Here is a 16,997-nt window from a genome sequence, read left to right as displayed (position 1 = left end):
ATCGAATGAGTATTTCGAATTCCGGATCCCGGACCGTCGACGCTCCGGCCAAGGAGCATTCAACCGCCCTCAGGGCGGGCAGCATCGGCGTAATGGGCATTCTGTTTTTTGTCCTGTCGGCGCAGGCGCCCCTGACGGGGATCGTGGGCGCCTCACCGCTCGCCGCCGCGCTGGGCAATGGTGCCGGCGCCCCGGGCGCTTACCTGATCGTTGGCATCGTTATCGTCATCTTCGCGGTGGGTTTCGTGGCCATGAGCCGCAATGTCCAGGCGAACGGCGCCTTTTATGCCTACGTGACTGCAGCATTTGGCAGGAAAACCGGCGCCGGTGCGGCCTGGCTGGCCCTGCTCGCCTACAACACCGTACAGGCCGCCATGTACGGCCTGTATGGTGCGGCTTTTTCCGGACTGCTGGCCTCGATCGGCCTGGACGTGCCATGGTGGCTGCTGTCCCTTGCCACCATGGCCGGAGTCCAGGTCCTTGGTTCCATGAACATCGAACTGGGCGCCCGCGTCCTCGCCCTGCTGGTGGGACTGGAGGTGGCGGTGCTGCTGCTGTTCGGTTTCAGCGTGCTGTTCAGCGGCGGCGGTCCGGAGGGCCTGAGCATCGCGGCATCCTTCTCGCCGGAGGCCATTGCCGCCGGTGCGCCAGGCGTGGCCATCATGTTCGCCGTCGCGTCCATGTTCGGCTTCGAATCCACCGCCATCTATTCCGCTGAGGCCAAGGATCCACACCGCACGGTGGCACGCGCAACCTACCTGTCCGTGGGCGTCATTGCCGTCTTCTTTTCCTTCATCTCGTGGATGCTCGTCAGCTACTACGGCCCGTCCCGGGTGGCGGAAGCAGCAGGGGCAGCCCTGGAGTCGGGGGACGCCACCTCCTTCGTCCTCGGACCCATGGTGGAACTCTTCGGTCCCTGGGCCGGCACAGTCACCGGCATCCTGCTGGTCACCTCGCTGCTTGCGGGCATCATCGCCTTCCACAACGGCATCAACCGGTACCTGCACTCCCTTGCCCTGCAAGGTTCCATGCCCGCCATCGTTGCCCGGACCAACCGGCACAGCGCCCCTGCCGTGGCCGCCTGGATCCAGACGGCGGCCGCCGTCGTCCTGGTGGCGCCGTTCGCCGTCCTGGCGCTCGATCCTGTCCTGACGCTGTTCTCATGGTTCAGCGGGCTCGCCGTCGCGGCGCTGCTGGTGCTGTACATGCTCTGTTCGGCCGCCGTCGTCGGTTTCTTCCGGCAGGTACGCGGCAACGCCCCGCTGTGGCAGACGCTGGTTGCGCCGGCACTCGCTGCCCTGCTGCTGGGCTGGATCCTGATCCTGGTGGTCAGCAACTTCACGGCGCTGATCGGCGGCAGCGCCGAGACGGCGGGCATGCTGCTGGCGGCCGTTCCCGTGGTGTTCGCAGCCGGCATGCTGGTGGAGGCGCGGGTGCAGCGCCGGTGCAGCGCAGCGAGCCTGGGGCACCCGGCCGGCTAGCCCGGGCCGGCCCCTGCACCTGAGCCGACCTCACTGGCCCGGCGTGGAGTTCCTGCTCCCCGCCGGGCCAGTCCGCGTGCGGCGACAAAGACGGCGGCCAGGAAAACCGCTGCCACAACGGCCGCCTGCGGGCCCAAGGGCCATGCTCCTGCAAGGCCCAAAAAGGCGGGAACGGTGGCAGTGGTCTGGCTCGCCAGCACCAGCGCCCAGCCGGTGAACAGATCCAGGTTCGTCCGGCCCAGGGCCGAGGAAGCGAACAGCAGGCCCCACAGCGCTGCCCAGGCAAGCCACAGCACCGCCAGCAGGGGATCGGCGCCAAGCCAGGCGGCAGCCAGCAGCAGCCCAACAAAGGCCACCATGCCGCAAAACCAGCCCAGGCCTTTCGAGCCCAGGCCCAAAACGACATCCAGCCCTGCGTAGACGTAGGTCAGGCCGAACAGGAAGATTCCGGCCGCGGTCAGCGGCGCCTCCGCAGTTGAGGCCGAATGTACGACGCCGAGCACCAGCTGGGTGCCTCCGACCGCCAGGCTGAGGACGGCGGCATCGCGGCGGGGCAGGCGCCCAAGGGTGGCCAGGCCGTTGACCAGCAATGCCGCACCCGACAGGAGGAGGCAGAGGTACGCCATCAGGACACCTCAAAGGTATCCGGAACGCTGGTGCCGCTTTTCGTTATATGGAAAATAGTTGTCACAAGACGGACATTAGCGGAAGGCTGAATGGCTGCGGGCCGCGCGGCGGTCACATTCGGATAGTTGGTGCAGCCGGCCTAGCCCCCGCGTCGCCAGTCCGACGGCGAGACGCCGAAGGCGTCCTTGAATGTGCGGCTGAAGTGGGCGGCGTCAAGGAAGCCCCAGTTGGCGGCCACAGCGCCCACGGACTTCCCGGCGTGCAGGGGATCCCTCAGGTCGCGGCGGACACCGTCCAGCCGCTGGCTGCGGATGAAGCCGGCCACGGTGGTTCCGGACTCATGGAAGACGTTGTGCAAATGGCGGGTCGAGATGAAGTGGGCCGCGGCAATACTGGCCGGTGACAGCAGGGGGTCGGACAGGTTGGCCTCGATATACTCGCGCACGGACACGGCCAGGAGGGCCTGCGGCTTCATGCGGTCCGGCGTCAGGTCCATTTCGGCGTGGAGCATGGTGGACACCAGGTCCAGGGCGTTGGCCGCCAGGCGGGATCCGCTGGGGCCGTTCAACACTTCGAGTTTTTCGGACAACTGGCGGATGAACTGTCCCACGATCCCGCTGAGTCCGGAGGCTTGCATCCGAACGGCCGCGAGTTGCCCCACGTAGTCCGTGGGCAGCGACAGGGCATCGCAAGGAAACATCACGACCATGACCCGGGCCTGCTCCTCGAAAGTGAGCGTGTAGGGGCGGTTGGTGTCGTAGATGGCGAGGTCTCCGGGGCGGAGCACTGCTTCGCGGTTGTCCTGGACCAGCAGCCCGGTGCCTTCCAGCTGCAGGTTGAGCTTGAAATACCGCTCGTGCACCTGTGCAATCAGCGCCGGCGTCCGGTGGACCTCATGGGATGTGGCGGTAACTTCCACGATGGACATCCGGTCCAGCACGCGGGAGCGCATCTGTCCGCGGAAACCGTCCACGTCCGCCGTCTGCGCACCCAGCGGCACGAAGGACTCGGCCACCAGGTGCCGCCAGTGGTCAAAGGACGTGGCAACTTTGGAGGTGAGCTGTTGCTTTGCGGACGGTGCGGCAGGACGGGCTGGTGCTGGCATGGATGCTCCTGGCGACTGGTCAACTGACATCCCCCCGGCTGTGTCCTGGAACACAGTTACATCAGGTTAGTCCGCGAAGGAAGTTATTTTCAACACCCGGCGAAAAATGGTTTCGGTCTGTCGAGGGCTTAGTGGTTCCTGCCCCGGGCGGCCACCATCCACCGGTCCAGGAGTTCGCCGCCGCTGACCACGGCGACGTCGTCCACCAGGTTGACGGCAAGGCAGACGTGGTTTGGGACCACCCGCAGCCGTTCACCCACGCGCGGCATCGGGCCGGGGCCCGGCCATTCAATGGTGGCGTGGTGTTCGGAGAGGGCGGCAATCCGGGCGTCAGGGTGGTCCAGCAGCCGGCCAAAACCACTCGCCCAAGCCGGGCGGTCACTGCCGAGGATCTTGCTTCCGGCATCGAGGATAAAGCGCGACGGCGAACCGGCCGCCGGGGCGTGCCGGCTCACCACGGTGGCCGCCACCGTCAGGGCGATATCCGTCGGCGCACAGCGGCCGAGCTCCCATTGCTGCGCGTCCCCGAAGACATAAACGCCGGGCCGCATCTCGGTGGCAGCGGAGCCTTCAGTCAGCAGGGCGGTAGGGGTAGAACCGCCGCTGCGCACCGGAGCTTCGAAGCCGGCAGCCGCAAGGGACCCCGCGGCGCGGGACAGTGCATCCTGCTCCTGCCAGGCCGCCTCCACCGGCATGCCGGGAGCGTAGCTGTGGCCTGGAAAGGTGAAGACCCCTGCAACCTTCAGGCCGGCGCCCGCCGCTGCCTGCGCCACTGTTGCGGCAGCCTCCGGCGCAACGCCGCTGCGGTGGTGGCCGCTGTCTATCTCCACCAGGACGCCCACCCTGGCCGCTGCCGGACCCAGGCATGCTCCCAGGCGGGCTGCCCCCTCCGCCGAGTCCACGCCCGCGGTGACAGCTGCCTTCTCCGTGAGCGCGGCGAGCCGCAGGGCTTTCGCCGGTGACAGCCACAAGGGGTAGGCGATGAAGAGGTCCGCCACTCCGGCGGCGGCAAAGACCTCCGCCTCGCCGATGGTGGCCACCGTCAGCCCGGCGGCGCCCGCGGCCAGCTGGCGGGCCGCGATCTCCGGAATCTTGTGTGTCTTGGCGTGGGGGCGAAGGGCCAGTCCCTTCGCTTTGGCAATTTCCGCCATGCGGGTGATGTTCCGGTCCAGGACGTCCAGGTCCACGAGCACAGCCGGAGTGTCCACTCCGGAGGGGACGGTCATGGCACAGTCACTTTGCCAGCAGGGCAAGGAAGCCCTCGAGCTGGGCCGCGTGGCCGAAGCCGGTGCGGCGGGCGGGCGCCAGTGCTGCCTCGATCTGCGCCCCGAGCAGCATGTTCAGGAGTTGTCCGGCAATGACGGCGTCGTCGACGCCGGCCCGCACGTCGCCGCTGTCCCTCGCCTCTGCGAGGCAGCGCCGGATATCGGCTGTCCACTTATCCATGGACTCCTGGTGGACCTCCGCCTTCCGGGGGTCGTTCACCGCCTTCTGCCAGAACGGGATTACGATCCGCGCTTCGTTGATCCGCTCCTCGTCCAGGGGCAGCACCTCCAGGCAGAAGGCCCGGAGTGCTTCGAGGCCTGACTTTCCCTGCGTCACGTCCGCAATCCGTTTGTTGGTCCGGTTGAACACATGCCCGAACGCGAATTCCAGGAGCGTGTCCTTGGTGGGGAAGTAAGGCTTCAGGGCGCCGTTGGCGAACCCCGCCTCCATGGCGATATCCCGCATGGTGGCACCTTCCAGGCCGTGCCGGGCGATGATCCGCCAGGTGGCATCTACGAGCTCCAGGCGGCGCTCGTCGTGGTCAACTATCTTCGGCACCGCCGCTACACTCCCCGGAAATCTTTCGCTCAGACTCTTGTGAGCCATGTTACGGAGGTTTATTCTCTACAACTATAGAAAATAAAACCCGGTGACCGGAAACGGTCCGATCAAAGGTTTCCCATGACTCTTGCACCCACTGAAACCGCATCCGCCTTCCGCCTGGCAGCTGCGCCGGAGATCCTGGAGGTGCGGTCCATCCTGCAGTCCCAAGGCTTGCTGGGTCCGCAGCACCGCATCGCCTACCTGGGCCTCCTCGATCCTGGCCGCGGCACCGATTCCGCCAGGGCGGGCCGACGGTTCCGCGTCTTCATCCACGACGCCTCCGGGGCGGCGCCGCGGGATGTCGTCGTCTCCGTCACACACGGGAAGGTGGAATCCGCCGTCGAATTGGACACCGCGGTGACCGGCGAACTGCCGGTCCTCGAGGAGGAGTTCGAGGCCGTGGAAGCCTTGCTCGCCGCGGACGACCGCTGGCTCAAGGCCCTGGCGGACCGCGGCCTGGAGGTCGGGAAAGTGCGCGTCGCACCGCTCTCCGCCGGCGTCTTCGAATACCCGGAAGAAAAGGGCCGACGGATCCTGCGCGGACTGGCCTTTGTCCAGGACTTCCCGGAGGACAGCGCCTGGGCACACCCGGTGGACGGGCTCGTTGCCTACGTGGACGTGGTGAACAAGGAGGTCACGCAGGTGATCGACCTCGGTCCCATGCCCGTTCCCGCCGAGCACGGCAACTACACGGATCCGGAACTCACCGGCCCGCTGCGGACCACACAGAAGCCCATCAACATCACCCAGCCGGACGGGCCGAGCTTCACGGTCACCGGGGGAAACCACGTGGAGTGGGAAAAGTGGAGCGTTGACGTCGGCTTCGATGTCCGCGAAGGGGTTGTCCTGCACAACCTGGCATTCCGTGACGGGGACCGGAGGCGGCCCATCATCAACCGCGCCTCCATCGCCGAAATGGTGGTCCCCTACGGTGACCCGTCCCCCATCCGGTCCTGGCAGAACTACTTCGACACCGGCGAGTACCTGGTGGGCCAGTACGCCAACTCGCTGGAACTGGGCTGCGACTGCCTGGGCGACATCACCTACCTCAGCCCGGTCATCGCCGACGCCTTCGGCAATCCGCGCGAGATCCGTAACGGCATCTGCATGCACGAGGAGGACTGGGGCATCCTGTCCAAGCACTCCGACCTGTGGAGCGGCGTCAACTACACCCGCCGCAACCGCCGCCTGGTGATCTCCTTCTTCACAACGATCGGCAACTACGACTACGGCTTCTACTGGTACCTCTACCTTGACGGCACCATCGAGTTCGAGGCCAAGGCCACAGGCGTCGTCTTCACCTCAGCGTTCCCCGAGGGCGGCTCGGACAACATCTCCCAGCTTGCCCCCGGCCTGGGCGCCCCGTTCCACCAGCATCTGTTCAGCGCCCGCCTGGACATGGCCATCGACGGGTTCACCAACCGGGTGGAGGAGGAAGACGTGGTCCGCCAGGCGTTGGGGCCGGGCAACGAGCGCGGCAACGCCTTCAGCCGCAAGCGCACGGTCCTGGCCAGGGAGTCCGAAGCCGTCCGCGAGGCCGACGCCCGGGCCGGCCGGACCTGGATCATCTCCAACCCGGAGTCACGCAACAGACTCGGTGAGCCCGTGGGCTACAAGCTCCACTCCCAGAACCAGCCCACCCTCCAGGCCGATCCCGGTTCTTCCATCGCCGCCCGGGCAGCCTTCGCCACCAGGGATCTCTGGGTCACGCGCTATGCGGAGGGCGAGCGGTACCCCACCGGCGACTTCGTCAACCAGCACTCCGGCGGGGCAGGCCTTCCCGCCTACGTGGCGCAGGACAGGGACATTGACGGCCAGGACATTGTGGTGTGGCACACCTTCGGCCTCACCCACTTCCCCCGCGTGGAGGACTGGCCGATCATGCCCGTGGACACCGTGGGCTTCAAGCTCCGTCCCGAAGGCTTCTTCGACCGCAGCCCGGTCTTGGACGTGCCCGCCAACGTGAACACGGCGTCGGCCTGCCACACCGGGGGTGCCAGCGGTGGCTGCCACTAGCCCCGCCGCGCACTTCAGGGAAGGTACGACGGCGGCGCGACGGGTCCGGCGGTCCGGTCCCGTCCTGCACGCCAGGCTCTGCGCCCTGCTTACCGCCGGATCCTGTGCACTGCATCTGTGGCTCGCAGCGTCCGGAGTCCACGGGCTCTGGGCGGGCGTCCTGATGCTGGCGCTCGCCGCCGTCTGCCTGCCGTGCACGGTGCACCTATGGCGCCATGCCGGGGTGGCGGCGCTGCACCGGGTCTCCGGTGCCGCGCTGGTGATGGTCGCCCTGCACGCGGCCATGCTGTTCAAAGCGGGGGGCGCCGGACACGCCCATGGCGGGGCGCCGCCGTCGTATGCAGCCGGCCAGTCCGAACACGCCTGGCTCCTGCTGGTTATGGCGGCGGAACTGGCGACGGCATTGCTCGCCGCAACCCTGGTGGCGCGGCTCAGGCGGCAGCAGCCCGAGCCGGCCTAGCGCCGCTCTCTGGCGGGTTGGCCGGCCTTTCGGGACGCGACGGTAATTTCCGCAACCCGCTCAAGCCGGGGATCAACATGACTGCCGCGTTCCACCACCCCTTTCTCCCACCAGAGCTTCAACCCCTCCGGCACCACCTCCAGGATGGCGAGGTTGTTGTCGAACCACGGTCCCTTGATCCCGGACCAGTGGAAGGGCGGATCCTGGACCTTCGCGGAGCGGGCCACGGCTGCGCCCACCGGCGCGGCGAACCCGTAGGACATGACCGCCCCAAAGGAGCGCAGGAGCCGCGGGAGGGGGTTGCGGATGGGGGAGCAGACTGCCTGGATGACGCGGCTGCCCGAAGCCCGTTCCACCTCCGCCACGTAGGAGAAGTGCACGTCGCCGGAAAGGAACGTCACTGTTTCCGGTGCCGGCCCCCGTGCGCCGTCCGCCACTTCCGTCACCATGGCGGCCACCTGCTGGAAGCTCTTCTGGAACGCTCCCCAGTGCTCCAGGTCAAACGCCTGGCGCAGCTTCTCGCCGGCCTTCGCCGCAAGCTTCCCCCACGCGCCTTCGGAGACGGCCTCGTCCCAGGACTCCAGGTGGTGCAGGCCCATGGGAAGCAGGAACGGCAGCGACGTGGCCACCAGCAGGTGCCGGAAGCCGCCGCACATCCGCTCATCGAGCCAGGCCAGCTCCTGGTCATCCAGCAGTGCCCGGTGGTCCGGTTCCAGGTTCCGGGCGGCGCGGGAATCCAGCACGATGAGCCGGGTGTCACCGAAGTCGCGGCAGAAGCTCCACCGGTACGCCTCCGGGTCCTGGTCTGCCCGCTCCGCGAGCGCGTCCAGGTCCCGGGTGAGGTCGGGCTCCGCCCGGTCCGGGTGCGCAGCGGCTTTCTGCCAGACGGGGTCCGCCAGGCGCTCCTGCGGAGACATGTTGCCCAGGTGCTGGTACACCCAGTAGGACGCAAGGCCCGCCGTGATCCGGCGGCGCCACCACGGCTTGTCGGCCATCACTTCCCGCCAGCTGCGGGAGGAGTTCCAGTCATCGCGGATGTCATGGTCGTCGAAGATCATGGCGCTGGGAAGGGTGGAGAGCAGCCAGCGGTTCGCGGGGTCAGACCAGGCCAGGTAGTAGAGGTGGGCGTATTCCTCGTAATCCTGGAGTTCCCCGCCCGGAGGCTTACCGATGTCCCGGCGGGATTTGATGAACTCCTGCATCTGCTTGCTGGTGGCATCGGCATAGACCTGGTCACCCAGGAACACCACCTGGTCCGGCCAGGGCCTGCCGTCGCCGGCCTGGCCGAGCGCAAAGGAGCGCAGCGCATCCACCCCGTGGCTTCGGTTGCCCGCTGCGTCGTGCGGGACGCTGGTGCGGCAGGACCCGTACGCCAGGCGCAGGGGTTTGCCGGGTTTGAGCGTCGCGATGGCGGACGGCGGAAATCCGCTGGTGTCCTGCCCCGGCCAGACCTTCACGCCGTCGATGGTCACTGTGTACGGCGTGACCGTTCCCGGTTCCAGCCCGTCCACATCCACCAGGGCGTAATGGTGCCCGTGGACGGCGAAGGTGGAGGCCTGCCACTCCCTGCCGCCGGCCTGCACCGCTACCAGGGCGGTGTCCCGGGTTTCCACCCAGACGCTCGCCTCCGTCCGATCCACGAACCGCATCATGGGACCTAGCACCAGCGCCGGGTTAGTCATCTCTCAGTTGTACCCGCCCGGGACCTTCACCGCCATGGCGGAACCCGCAACTGAAGCGGACCGCTCCTAGGCCTGCCCGAACCAGTCCCGAAATGGGTTGGTGACCTCCGGAGCCGCACGCTGGAGCCCGGGCTGCGCCGCCCACTTGACCCCATTGGCAAGGACCCTCTGGATCTGCGGATGGTGGTAGACCGGATACTCCTGGTCCCCGGGGCTGAAGTAGAAGATCCGCCCCTTGCCGCGGGTGAAGGTGACGCCGGACCGGAAGACTTCACCGCCGGCGAAGGAGCTGATGAAGATGAGGTCATCCGGGTCGGGGATGTCGAACAGCTCCCCGTACATTTCCTGCTCCGGGATGACAATGGGGCTGTCCACACCCTCTGCGATCGGATGTGACGGCTTTACGGTCCAGACGAGTTCGCGTTCACCCTCGTTCCGCCATGCAAGGGAGCAACTGGTGCCCAGGAGGCGCGTGAAGACCTTCGCGAAGTGGCCTGAGTGCAGCACGAGGAGGCCCATGCCGCCGAGCACGTGCCGGTGGACCCGTTCGACGACGGCGTCACTCACCTCATGGTGCGCCTTGTGTCCCCACCAGAGCAGGACGTCCGTCCCCGCCAGCACCTCCTCGTGCAGGCCGTGCTCATCATCGGTGGCGAGGACCGCCGTCGTAATCTCCGCTTCCGGGTAGTGGGAGCGGAGGCCTGCGGCGATGGCGCCGTGGATGCCGTCGGGATAGATTTCGCCGATGTGGGGCGGCTCGTTGTTGGCCTCGTGGACGCCTTCGTTCCACACCAGGATCTTCAGTTTGTTGTCCATTAGAGCCGGACCTCCCTCTCCTCCCGCGCGGACTGGTAGCACGCGTCGATGACCCGGGCGCGGTAGAGCGCCAGGGAACCGTCATGCCCTGCCCAGACCTGCTCTCCGCCCCGGACTGCCGTCACGAAGTCTTCCACCACCGCGTCATGGGCCCGGCCCGGCAGTACCGGCGGGACGTAGTCGGCGGATTCGCCGTCCTTGTCCGTGAACACGCGGAGCTGGCCTACGGGCGGGAAGGGCGCCCCCTGCACTTTGAGCTCGGCGCCGCCGTCCGTGCCGTAGACAGTGAAGTCCAGAAGGTCGTCGGTCTCGCGGTAGGTGGCCCAGCTGGCCTCGATCAGCAGCGTTCCGCCGCCCTCAAGGCGCATGAACGCGGACGCAAAATCCTCCACCTCGAACGCATGGCTGGACGGCAGCGCCGAATACTGGCTTCCGCCGCCACGCCCCTGCGGGCCCAGCTCGGAGTGCGTGGCGGCGGAGACTGCCAGGATCTTGGGTTCCCCGAGGAGGTGCAGGGCGTAGTCGAGGGCGTGGACACCGATATCGGCGAGGGGGCCCCCGCCCGCAAGCTCGGGGTTGGTGAACCAGCTCCCGATCGTGGGGATGCCGGAGCGGCGCAGCCACGATGCCTTGGCGTAGTACGGGCGGCCCAGCCCGCCGTCGTCAATCACGCCCTTGAGCGCCTGGATGTCGCCGCGGCGGCGGTGGTTGAAGGCAACGTCCAGCACCCGGCCCGCCTTGCGGGCGGCCTCAACCATGGTTTGGCCTTCGGCCGCGTTGCGTGCGATGGGCTTTTCGCTCAGCACGTGCAGGCCGCGCTCCAGGGCCGCGACGGCGATCGGGGCGTGCAGGAAGGTGGGCACGGCCACGCTGACGGCATCCAGGCCGCCGTGCTCCAGCATCTCGGACCAGTCGGAGAAGGCGTTGGGAATCGAGTACTCGGCCTGCAGCTTGCCGCGGAGTTCCTGTTCCATCCCGGCCAGGGAAACGATGCGGACCCCTTCCAGGGCATCGTAGGCCTTCAAGTGCTGCTGTCCCGCCCAGCCGATGCCGACGACGCCGACCCTGAGTTCCTGGAGTTGCTGTCCGCCCGCTTCTGTCATTTCCGATAATCCTTCCGCGGCGTTCCGGTGCGTGGTTTTCCCCAGCTTATGCCCGTCCCTCACAGCCTGCCCACGAACCGCCGGGCGGCAAAGGCTTTCGGAAACATCCAATTAACCTGCCTGCCAGACGGCGGAAACCTACGCTTGGCTACTCTGGTGCAACAACGTTTACTATCAGCTAATGCCAACCCCGGACAGGAATGTTTCGATGACCAGTGTCGCAACCCCTGCTGTAACCCCCGCGTCTGAGCTGGCCCCGCAGGCTCCCGCAGCCCTGCCTGAACCCGCCATCTCCCTGTCGGACATCGCCCGCGCCCACAACGTCCGCTTCCTCCTCGCCACCTTCGTGGACATGACCGGCAAACCATGCGCCAAGCTGGTCCCCGTCGAAGCCGCCGGCGAACTCGAAAACGGCGGCATGGGCTTCGCCGGGTACGCCGCCGGCCTGATCGGCCAGAAGCCCCAGGACGCGGACCTGATTGCCGTCCCGGACCTCGCTTCATTCACCCCGGTGCCCTTCATAAAGGAGGGCCTGGCCATCATCCATTGCGACCCGCACGTTGACGGGAAGCCCTGGCCGTACGCCCCCCGGGTCATCCTCAAGAACGCCCTGGCACGCCTGGCGGAGCAGGGCATGCAGGCCAAGGTGGGCGCGGAGGTGGAGTACTTCCTGGTCAACAGGAACGACGACGGCACGCTGAGCACTGCGGACACGCGCGACGATGCTCCCCGCCCCTGCTACGACGCCAGGGGTGTCACCCGGATGTACGAGCACCTCACCTCCATTTCGGAGGCAATGAACACGCTCGGCTGGGGCAACTACGCCAACGACCACGAGGACGCAGCCGGCCAGTTCGAGCAGAACTTCAGCTACGCCGACGCCCTTACCACCGCCGACCGAGTGGTGTCCCTCCGCTACATCCTCAACGTCCTGGCCGGGCAGCGAGGCATGACCGCCACGTTCATGCCCAAACCGTTCACCGACCGCACCGGCACCGGCCTGCACTTCCACCTTTCCCTGTGGTCCGGCGGGCAGGCATTGTTTCCGGGCGGGGACGGAAATTCCGACGGCGGCCGCGGCCTTGGGCTGTCCGGCCTCGCTTATTCCTTCATTGGCGGCATCCTGGACCATGCTCCGGCGCTGCAGGCCTTCCTGGCCCCGACCGTGAACTCCTACAAGCGCACCGGTGCCACCACCAGTTCATCCGGCGCTACCTGGTCCCCGCGAAAGGCATCGTTCGGCGGCAACGACCGCACCCACATGATCCGTGTCCCGGACAGCAACCGGATAGAACTACGCTCCGGCGACGGCTCGGCCAACCCGTATCTGGCCATCGCCGCCGCCATCGCGGCCGGGCTGGACGGGGTGGAGAAGTCGATTGACCCGGGCACGCCGTCCGGGCCGGGAGAGTCTAAGCCGGACGCGCACTTCCTGCCGGCCACACTGCTGCACGCCGTGGAAGCGCTTCGTAAGGATCCCGTGATCCTGGCAAGCCTCAGCGGTGATCCGGCCATCGGCTCCTACTACGCGGACGCCAAGGAAGAGGAGTTCCTTAGCTGGCACAACCAGGTCAGCGACTGGGAAATCCGCACCTACCTGACGTCGATCTGATCCATTCAACTACCCAAGCAAAGGACCACCATGTGCGGAATCGCCGCGCTGCAGCTGCGCAATCCCTCGCTGCACCCCCTGATGGGCAGCCTGCTGTCCTCGATGCTCTGCCAGATTGTTGACCGCGGCCCGGACTCCGCGGGCCTCGCCGTCTACGACACCCCGGGCCTGGTTTCGCCGGGCACGTCCACCCTGAGCCTGCTGGGCAGGGACCAGGGCATCACGACGGCGGCACTCACCGCCGGCGTCGCCGCCCTCCTGCCGCCGGACGCAGGTGCCTCGGTGCAGGTGGTGGGTGACACCACCCTGGTGAGCGCCGCCGTCGGGACGGACCTGCTGGCAAAGGCCGTCACCGAAACCTTGCCCGGAGCCACCATCATCGGCCGCGGCGAACACGTCGCCGTAATGAAGAGCGTGGGCCACCCGGTGGAGATTGCCGCCGGACACGGGCTGGAGGCGATGGCCGGCAGCCAGGGCCTGTCCCACACCCGGATGGCCACCGAATCCGCTGTCACCGCCGGCGGCTCGCACCCCTTCTCCGTCGCGGACGACCTGTGCCTGGTGCATAACGGGTCTTTTTCCAACCACGCCACGGTCCGCCGGGACCTCAAGCGCGAAGGCGTGGTCTTCGACTCCGAGAACGACACCGAGGTGGGCGCCCGCTACGTCGCGTCCCGCCTGCAGCAGGGCGACACCCTCGAGGAAGCGCTGGTGAACCTGGGCAAGGTCCTGGACGGCTTCTACACCCTGGTGGTCACCACGGCGGACAGCATGGCCGTGGTCCGCGACCCCATCGCCTGCAAGCCCGCCATCATCGCCGAAACCGACGACTACGTGGCAATGGCCTCCGAATACCGCGCCCTGGCTTCCCTGCCCGGCATCAACGACGCCCGCATCTTCGAACCGGAACCCGGAAAGGTCTACACATGGTCACTCTGACAGCCCCCAAAACCACCGCTTCCCCTGTCGTTGCCGAACCGGCTGTTGTGGACCTCGCCGACGCCCCGGTCCGCGCCCTGAACCAGGAACTGCACAATGCCGGGGACGGCCAGTCCTGGACGGTCACCAACCCCGGCGGAAAACACAGTCTCGCCGTCGGCATCAACGCCGGCGTCAACGTCACCATCGAAGGGCACGCCGGCTACTACGCCGCCGGGATGCACCAGAAGGGGACCGTGACCATCACCGGCAACGCCGGCGTCGGACTGGCCGAAAACATCATGTCCGGCACCGTGCACGTGTTGGGTGACGCGTCCCAGTCGGCTGCCGCCACAGGCCACGGCGGCCTGGTGGTCATCGACGGGAACGCCGGAGCCCGCTGCGGGATTTCCATGAAGGGCGTGGACATCGTGGTGGGCGGCAACATCGGGCACATGTCCGCCTTCATGGCGCAGGCCGGCCGGCTGGTGGTCTGCGGCGATGCCGGTGACGCACTGGGCGACTCCATCTACGAGGCCCGGATCTACGTCAAGGGAAGCGTCGCCTCGCTGGGCGCCGACTGTATCGAAAAGCCCCTGAAGGACGAGCACCTCGAGGAGCTTGCCGGACTGCTCGCCGCCGCCGGCCGCACCGACAACCCGGCCGACTTCAGGCGCTACGGCTCCGCCCGGAACCTCTACCACTTCCACGTCGACAACTCGGCTGCCTACTAGGAGGCCCCTGTGACCATCACCTCCATTCCCGCCCCGGTTCCTGCCGCAGGATCTGCACAAAACGTCGCTTCTGACATCGCTGCGCCCGGCCTGCGCGAATCCGCCACCTTCGACCGCGCCACCATCGCCGACATCCAGCGCGCCGCCGCCACCGGCATCTACGACATCCGCGGCTGGGGCGCCAAGCGCAAGGTCCCGCACTTCGACGACCTGCTGTTCCTCGGCGCCTCCATGTCCCGCTACCCGCTGGAGGGCTACCGGGAAAAGTGCGATACCGATGTCGTCCTCGGCGACCGGCACGCCAGCTGCCCCCTCCACCTCCAGACCCCGGTGACCATCGCCGGCATGAGCTTCGGCGCCCTGTCCGCCAACGCCAAGGAGGCGTTGGGCCGCGGCGCCAGCGAGGTGGGCACCTCCACCACAACGGGCGACGGCGGCATGACGCCCGAGGAGCGCGGCCAGTCCAAGCACCTGGTGTACCAGTACCTGCCGTCCCGCTACGGCATGAACCCGGACGATCTCCGCAAGGCCGACGCCATCGAGATCGTGCTGGGCCAGGGCGCCAAACCCGGCGGCGGAGGCATGCTGCTCGGCCAGAAAATCACCGAACGCGTGGCCGGGATGCGGACCCTGCCTGTGGGCATCGACCAGCGCTCCGCCAGCCGCCACCCGGACTGGACCGGCCCGGACGACCTCGAGATCAAAATCGGCGAATTGCGCGAAATCACCGACTGGAAGACCCCAATCTACGTCAAGGTGGGCGCCTCCCGGCCGTACTACGACACCGCGCTCGCCGTGAAGTCCGGCGCCGACGTGGTGGTGCTGGACGGCATGCAGGGCGGCACCGCGGCAACGCAGCAGGTGTTTATCGAAAACGTCGGCATCCCCACGCTCGCCGCCATCCCGCAGGCCGTCCAGGCGCTGCAGGAACTCGGGGTGCACCGCAAGGTCCAGCTCATCGTCTCCGGCGGCATCCGCTCCGGCGCCGACGTCGCCAAGGCCATGGCCCTGGGTGCCGATGCCGTGGCCATCGGCACCGCCGCTCTGATTGCGCTGGGCGACAACGACCCCCGCTACGCCGCCGAGTACGCCGCTTTGGGCTCTGCCGCCGGGTTCTACGACGACTTCCAGGACGGCCGCGACCCCGCCGGCATCACTACGCAGGACCCGGAGCTGTCCAACCGCCTGGACCCGGTGGCCGCCGGCCGCCGGCTGGCCAACTACCTGCGCGTCCTCACCATGGAAGCCCAGACCATCGCCAGGGCATGCGGCAAGTCCCATCTGCACAACCTCGAGCCCGAGGACCTGGTGGCCCTGACCATCGAGGCGTCCGCCATGGCCCGGGTCCCGCTGGCCGGCACCAGCTGGATTCCGGGCGTGCAGGGGAGCTTTTGATGATTGACTCGTCAGACTATGTGGTGGTGGGTGCCGGCCTCGCCGGTGCCGCCACCGCCTGGCAGCTGGCCGCCCGCGGGCACCAGGTCACCCTGCTGGAGCGTGATGTCCCCGCCGCACACGATGGCAGCTCGCACGGCTCCGCCCGCATCTTCCGCTACGCCTACCCCGACCCTTTCTACACGCGGGCAGTGCTGGAGTCCAAGGGGTTGTGGGACGTGCTGGCCCAGGAGGCCGGGACCCAACTGATCACCACCACCGGCGCCGTGGACTACGGACCCGAGCGCAACCCGGCGCAGCTCGCGGAGGTGCTCGCCGGCGTCGGGATCGACCACGAGCTGCTGTCCGCGGCGGAGGCCCGGCAGCGCTGGCCGCAGATTGCCTTCGACACCGGCGTCCTCTGGCACCCCGGCGCCGGCGTCATCGACGCCGAAACAGCCGTCAACGCCATGGTGGCGCTCGCGGTCCGGAACGGGGCGGAGGTGCTGACGGGCTGGAACCTCGCGAGCGTGGAGCGGACGGGCGAAGGGTACCGGCTGTTCTCCTCCGCAGGGGATGCGCTCGACGCCGGCAACGTGGTGATCAGTGCCGGCGGCTGGCTGCCTGGGCTGCTGGAGTCCCTGCCGCTGCCGGCGGCCTTCCTCGCGGGTCTCCCACGGATCACGGTGCGGCAGGAGCAGGCCTTTCACTTCCGGTACAGGGATGGGAAAGCGTGGCCAACGTTTATCCACAAAACAGCCGGCATCCAGGCCTACGGGCTTCCCGGCGGCCGCGACGCCGGATTCGAAGGCCAAAAGGTTGCCGAATACAACGGCGGCCGGCTGGTACCTTCGGCCGTGGAGCAAACCGGCGTTGTGGATCCTGCCAACCGCGGTCGGATGGTGGAGTACGTCCGTCGCTACCTGCCCGGCCTTGACCCCGAGCCCTACGCCGAAACCACCTGCCTGTTCACCAACACGCCTACCGAGGACTTTGTCATCGACAGGGCGGACAACCTGACCATCCTTTCGCCGTGTTCGGGCCACGGGGCAAAGTTCGCCCCGCTGATCGGCCAGTGGGCCGCGGACCTCGCCACCGGTTCCGGCACAGTTCCAGGGCGGTTCCGGACCGCCACCGCACCGGCACTCACCAACTGGAACGGAACCCCGTGAACATTTCCCGGACAGCACCCGCCCCGCA

The 16,997-nt window shown here is 67.7% G+C and carries 15 protein-coding genes; 8 read left to right on the top strand and 7 right to left on the bottom strand.

Features of this window, described 5'->3' with window-relative positions; translation table 11 throughout:
* Window positions 1-5: 5 nt before the first annotated feature.
* Window positions 6-1,481 (top strand): APC family permease, encoded by a 1,476-nt coding sequence (locus tag ACLH0K_RS16400; RefSeq protein WP_411374598.1) that lies wholly within the window; start codon window positions 6-8, stop codon window positions 1,479-1,481.
* On the opposite strand, the gene ACLH0K_RS16395 is transcribed toward ACLH0K_RS16400, so the two are convergent.
* The 4 genes from ACLH0K_RS16395 to ACLH0K_RS16380 form a co-directional block, all read right to left on the bottom strand.
* Complete coding sequence (locus tag ACLH0K_RS16395) at window positions 1,478-2,107, bottom strand: AmiS/UreI family transporter (protein WP_411374597.1); 630 nt, start codon at window positions 2,105-2,107, stop codon at window positions 1,478-1,480. The genes ACLH0K_RS16400 and ACLH0K_RS16395 overlap by 4 nt on opposite strands.
* 140 nt (window positions 2,108-2,247) lie before the next feature.
* Window positions 2,248-3,213, bottom strand: coding sequence for a helix-turn-helix domain-containing protein (locus ACLH0K_RS16390; RefSeq protein ID WP_411374596.1), 966 nt, complete (start codon window positions 3,211-3,213; stop codon window positions 2,248-2,250).
* A gap of 128 nt (window positions 3,214-3,341) precedes the next feature.
* On the bottom strand, window positions 3,342-4,439 hold the full coding sequence (locus ACLH0K_RS16385; protein ID WP_411374595.1) for a D-TA family PLP-dependent enzyme: 1,098 nt from the start codon (window positions 4,437-4,439) through the stop codon (window positions 3,342-3,344).
* A gap of 7 nt (window positions 4,440-4,446) precedes the next feature.
* Window positions 4,447-5,037, bottom strand: a complete 591-nt coding sequence (locus tag ACLH0K_RS16380; RefSeq protein WP_411374594.1) for a TetR/AcrR family transcriptional regulator — start codon at window positions 5,035-5,037, stop codon at window positions 4,447-4,449.
* Between the two features lie 123 nt (window positions 5,038-5,160).
* Between ACLH0K_RS16380 and ACLH0K_RS16375 the strand changes: the two genes are divergently transcribed.
* A complete protein-coding gene (locus tag ACLH0K_RS16375) occupies window positions 5,161-7,098 on the top strand; it encodes a primary-amine oxidase (protein ID WP_411374593.1) in 1,938 nt (645 codons plus the stop codon).
* Entirely contained in the window at window positions 7,085-7,558 is a 474-nt protein-coding gene (locus ACLH0K_RS16370) for a hypothetical protein (protein ID WP_411374592.1), read from the top strand. Before ACLH0K_RS16375 ends, ACLH0K_RS16370 begins: the two co-directional genes overlap by 14 nt.
* On the opposite strand, the gene ACLH0K_RS16365 is transcribed toward ACLH0K_RS16370, so the two are convergent.
* The 3 genes from ACLH0K_RS16365 to ACLH0K_RS16355 all read right to left on the bottom strand — a co-directional run bounded on the left by ACLH0K_RS16365 (window position 7,555) and on the right by ACLH0K_RS16355 (window position 11,159).
* Window positions 7,555-9,240 carry an alkaline phosphatase D family protein gene (locus tag ACLH0K_RS16365; protein WP_411374591.1) on the bottom strand — a complete coding sequence of 562 codons (1,686 nt, stop codon included), beginning with the start codon at window positions 9,238-9,240 and terminating at the stop codon, window positions 7,555-7,557. The two genes, ACLH0K_RS16370 and ACLH0K_RS16365, sit on opposite strands and share 4 nt — an antisense overlap.
* Before the next feature lie 66 nt (window positions 9,241-9,306).
* Window positions 9,307-10,056, bottom strand: a complete 750-nt coding sequence (locus tag ACLH0K_RS16360; RefSeq protein ID WP_411374590.1) for a ThuA domain-containing protein — start codon at window positions 10,054-10,056, stop codon at window positions 9,307-9,309.
* Window positions 10,056-11,159, bottom strand: a complete 1,104-nt coding sequence (locus tag ACLH0K_RS16355; RefSeq protein ID WP_411374589.1) for a Gfo/Idh/MocA family protein — start codon at window positions 11,157-11,159, stop codon at window positions 10,056-10,058. The genes ACLH0K_RS16360 and ACLH0K_RS16355 overlap by 1 nt, the downstream gene beginning before the upstream one ends.
* A 208-nt stretch (window positions 11,160-11,367) precedes the next feature.
* Here ACLH0K_RS16355 and glnT point away from each other — a divergent pair, with 208 nt between their 5' ends.
* Genes glnT through ACLH0K_RS16330 form a run of 5 tightly spaced genes read left to right on the top strand, consistent with a single transcriptional unit; the run spans window position 11,368 to window position 16,969 of the window.
* Entirely contained in the window at window positions 11,368-12,771 is a 1,404-nt protein-coding gene (gene glnT / locus ACLH0K_RS16350) for a type III glutamate--ammonia ligase (protein ID WP_411374588.1), read from the top strand.
* Between the two features lie 30 nt (window positions 12,772-12,801).
* On the top strand, window positions 12,802-13,710 hold the full coding sequence (locus tag ACLH0K_RS16345) for a glutamine amidotransferase (protein WP_411374587.1): 909 nt from the start codon (window positions 12,802-12,804) through the stop codon (window positions 13,708-13,710).
* On the top strand, window positions 13,698-14,423 hold the full coding sequence (locus ACLH0K_RS16340) for a protein glxC (protein WP_411374586.1): 726 nt from the start codon (window positions 13,698-13,700) through the stop codon (window positions 14,421-14,423). The genes ACLH0K_RS16345 and ACLH0K_RS16340 overlap by 13 nt, the downstream gene beginning before the upstream one ends.
* A gap of 9 nt (window positions 14,424-14,432) precedes the next feature.
* Entirely contained in the window at window positions 14,433-15,818 is a 1,386-nt protein-coding gene (locus ACLH0K_RS16335; protein ID WP_411374585.1) for an FMN-binding glutamate synthase family protein, read from the top strand.
* On the top strand, window positions 15,818-16,969 hold the full coding sequence (locus tag ACLH0K_RS16330; RefSeq protein ID WP_411374584.1) for an FAD-dependent oxidoreductase: 1,152 nt from the start codon (window positions 15,818-15,820) through the stop codon (window positions 16,967-16,969). The genes ACLH0K_RS16335 and ACLH0K_RS16330 overlap by 1 nt, the downstream gene beginning before the upstream one ends.
* The last annotated feature ends 28 nt before the right edge of the window (window positions 16,970-16,997 follow it).

Source organism: Arthrobacter sp. MPF02, assembly GCF_046605375.1.
Lineage (GTDB): Bacteria > Actinomycetota > Actinomycetes > Actinomycetales > Micrococcaceae > Arthrobacter.
This window is presented reverse-complemented; position numbering and strand designations above follow the sequence as displayed.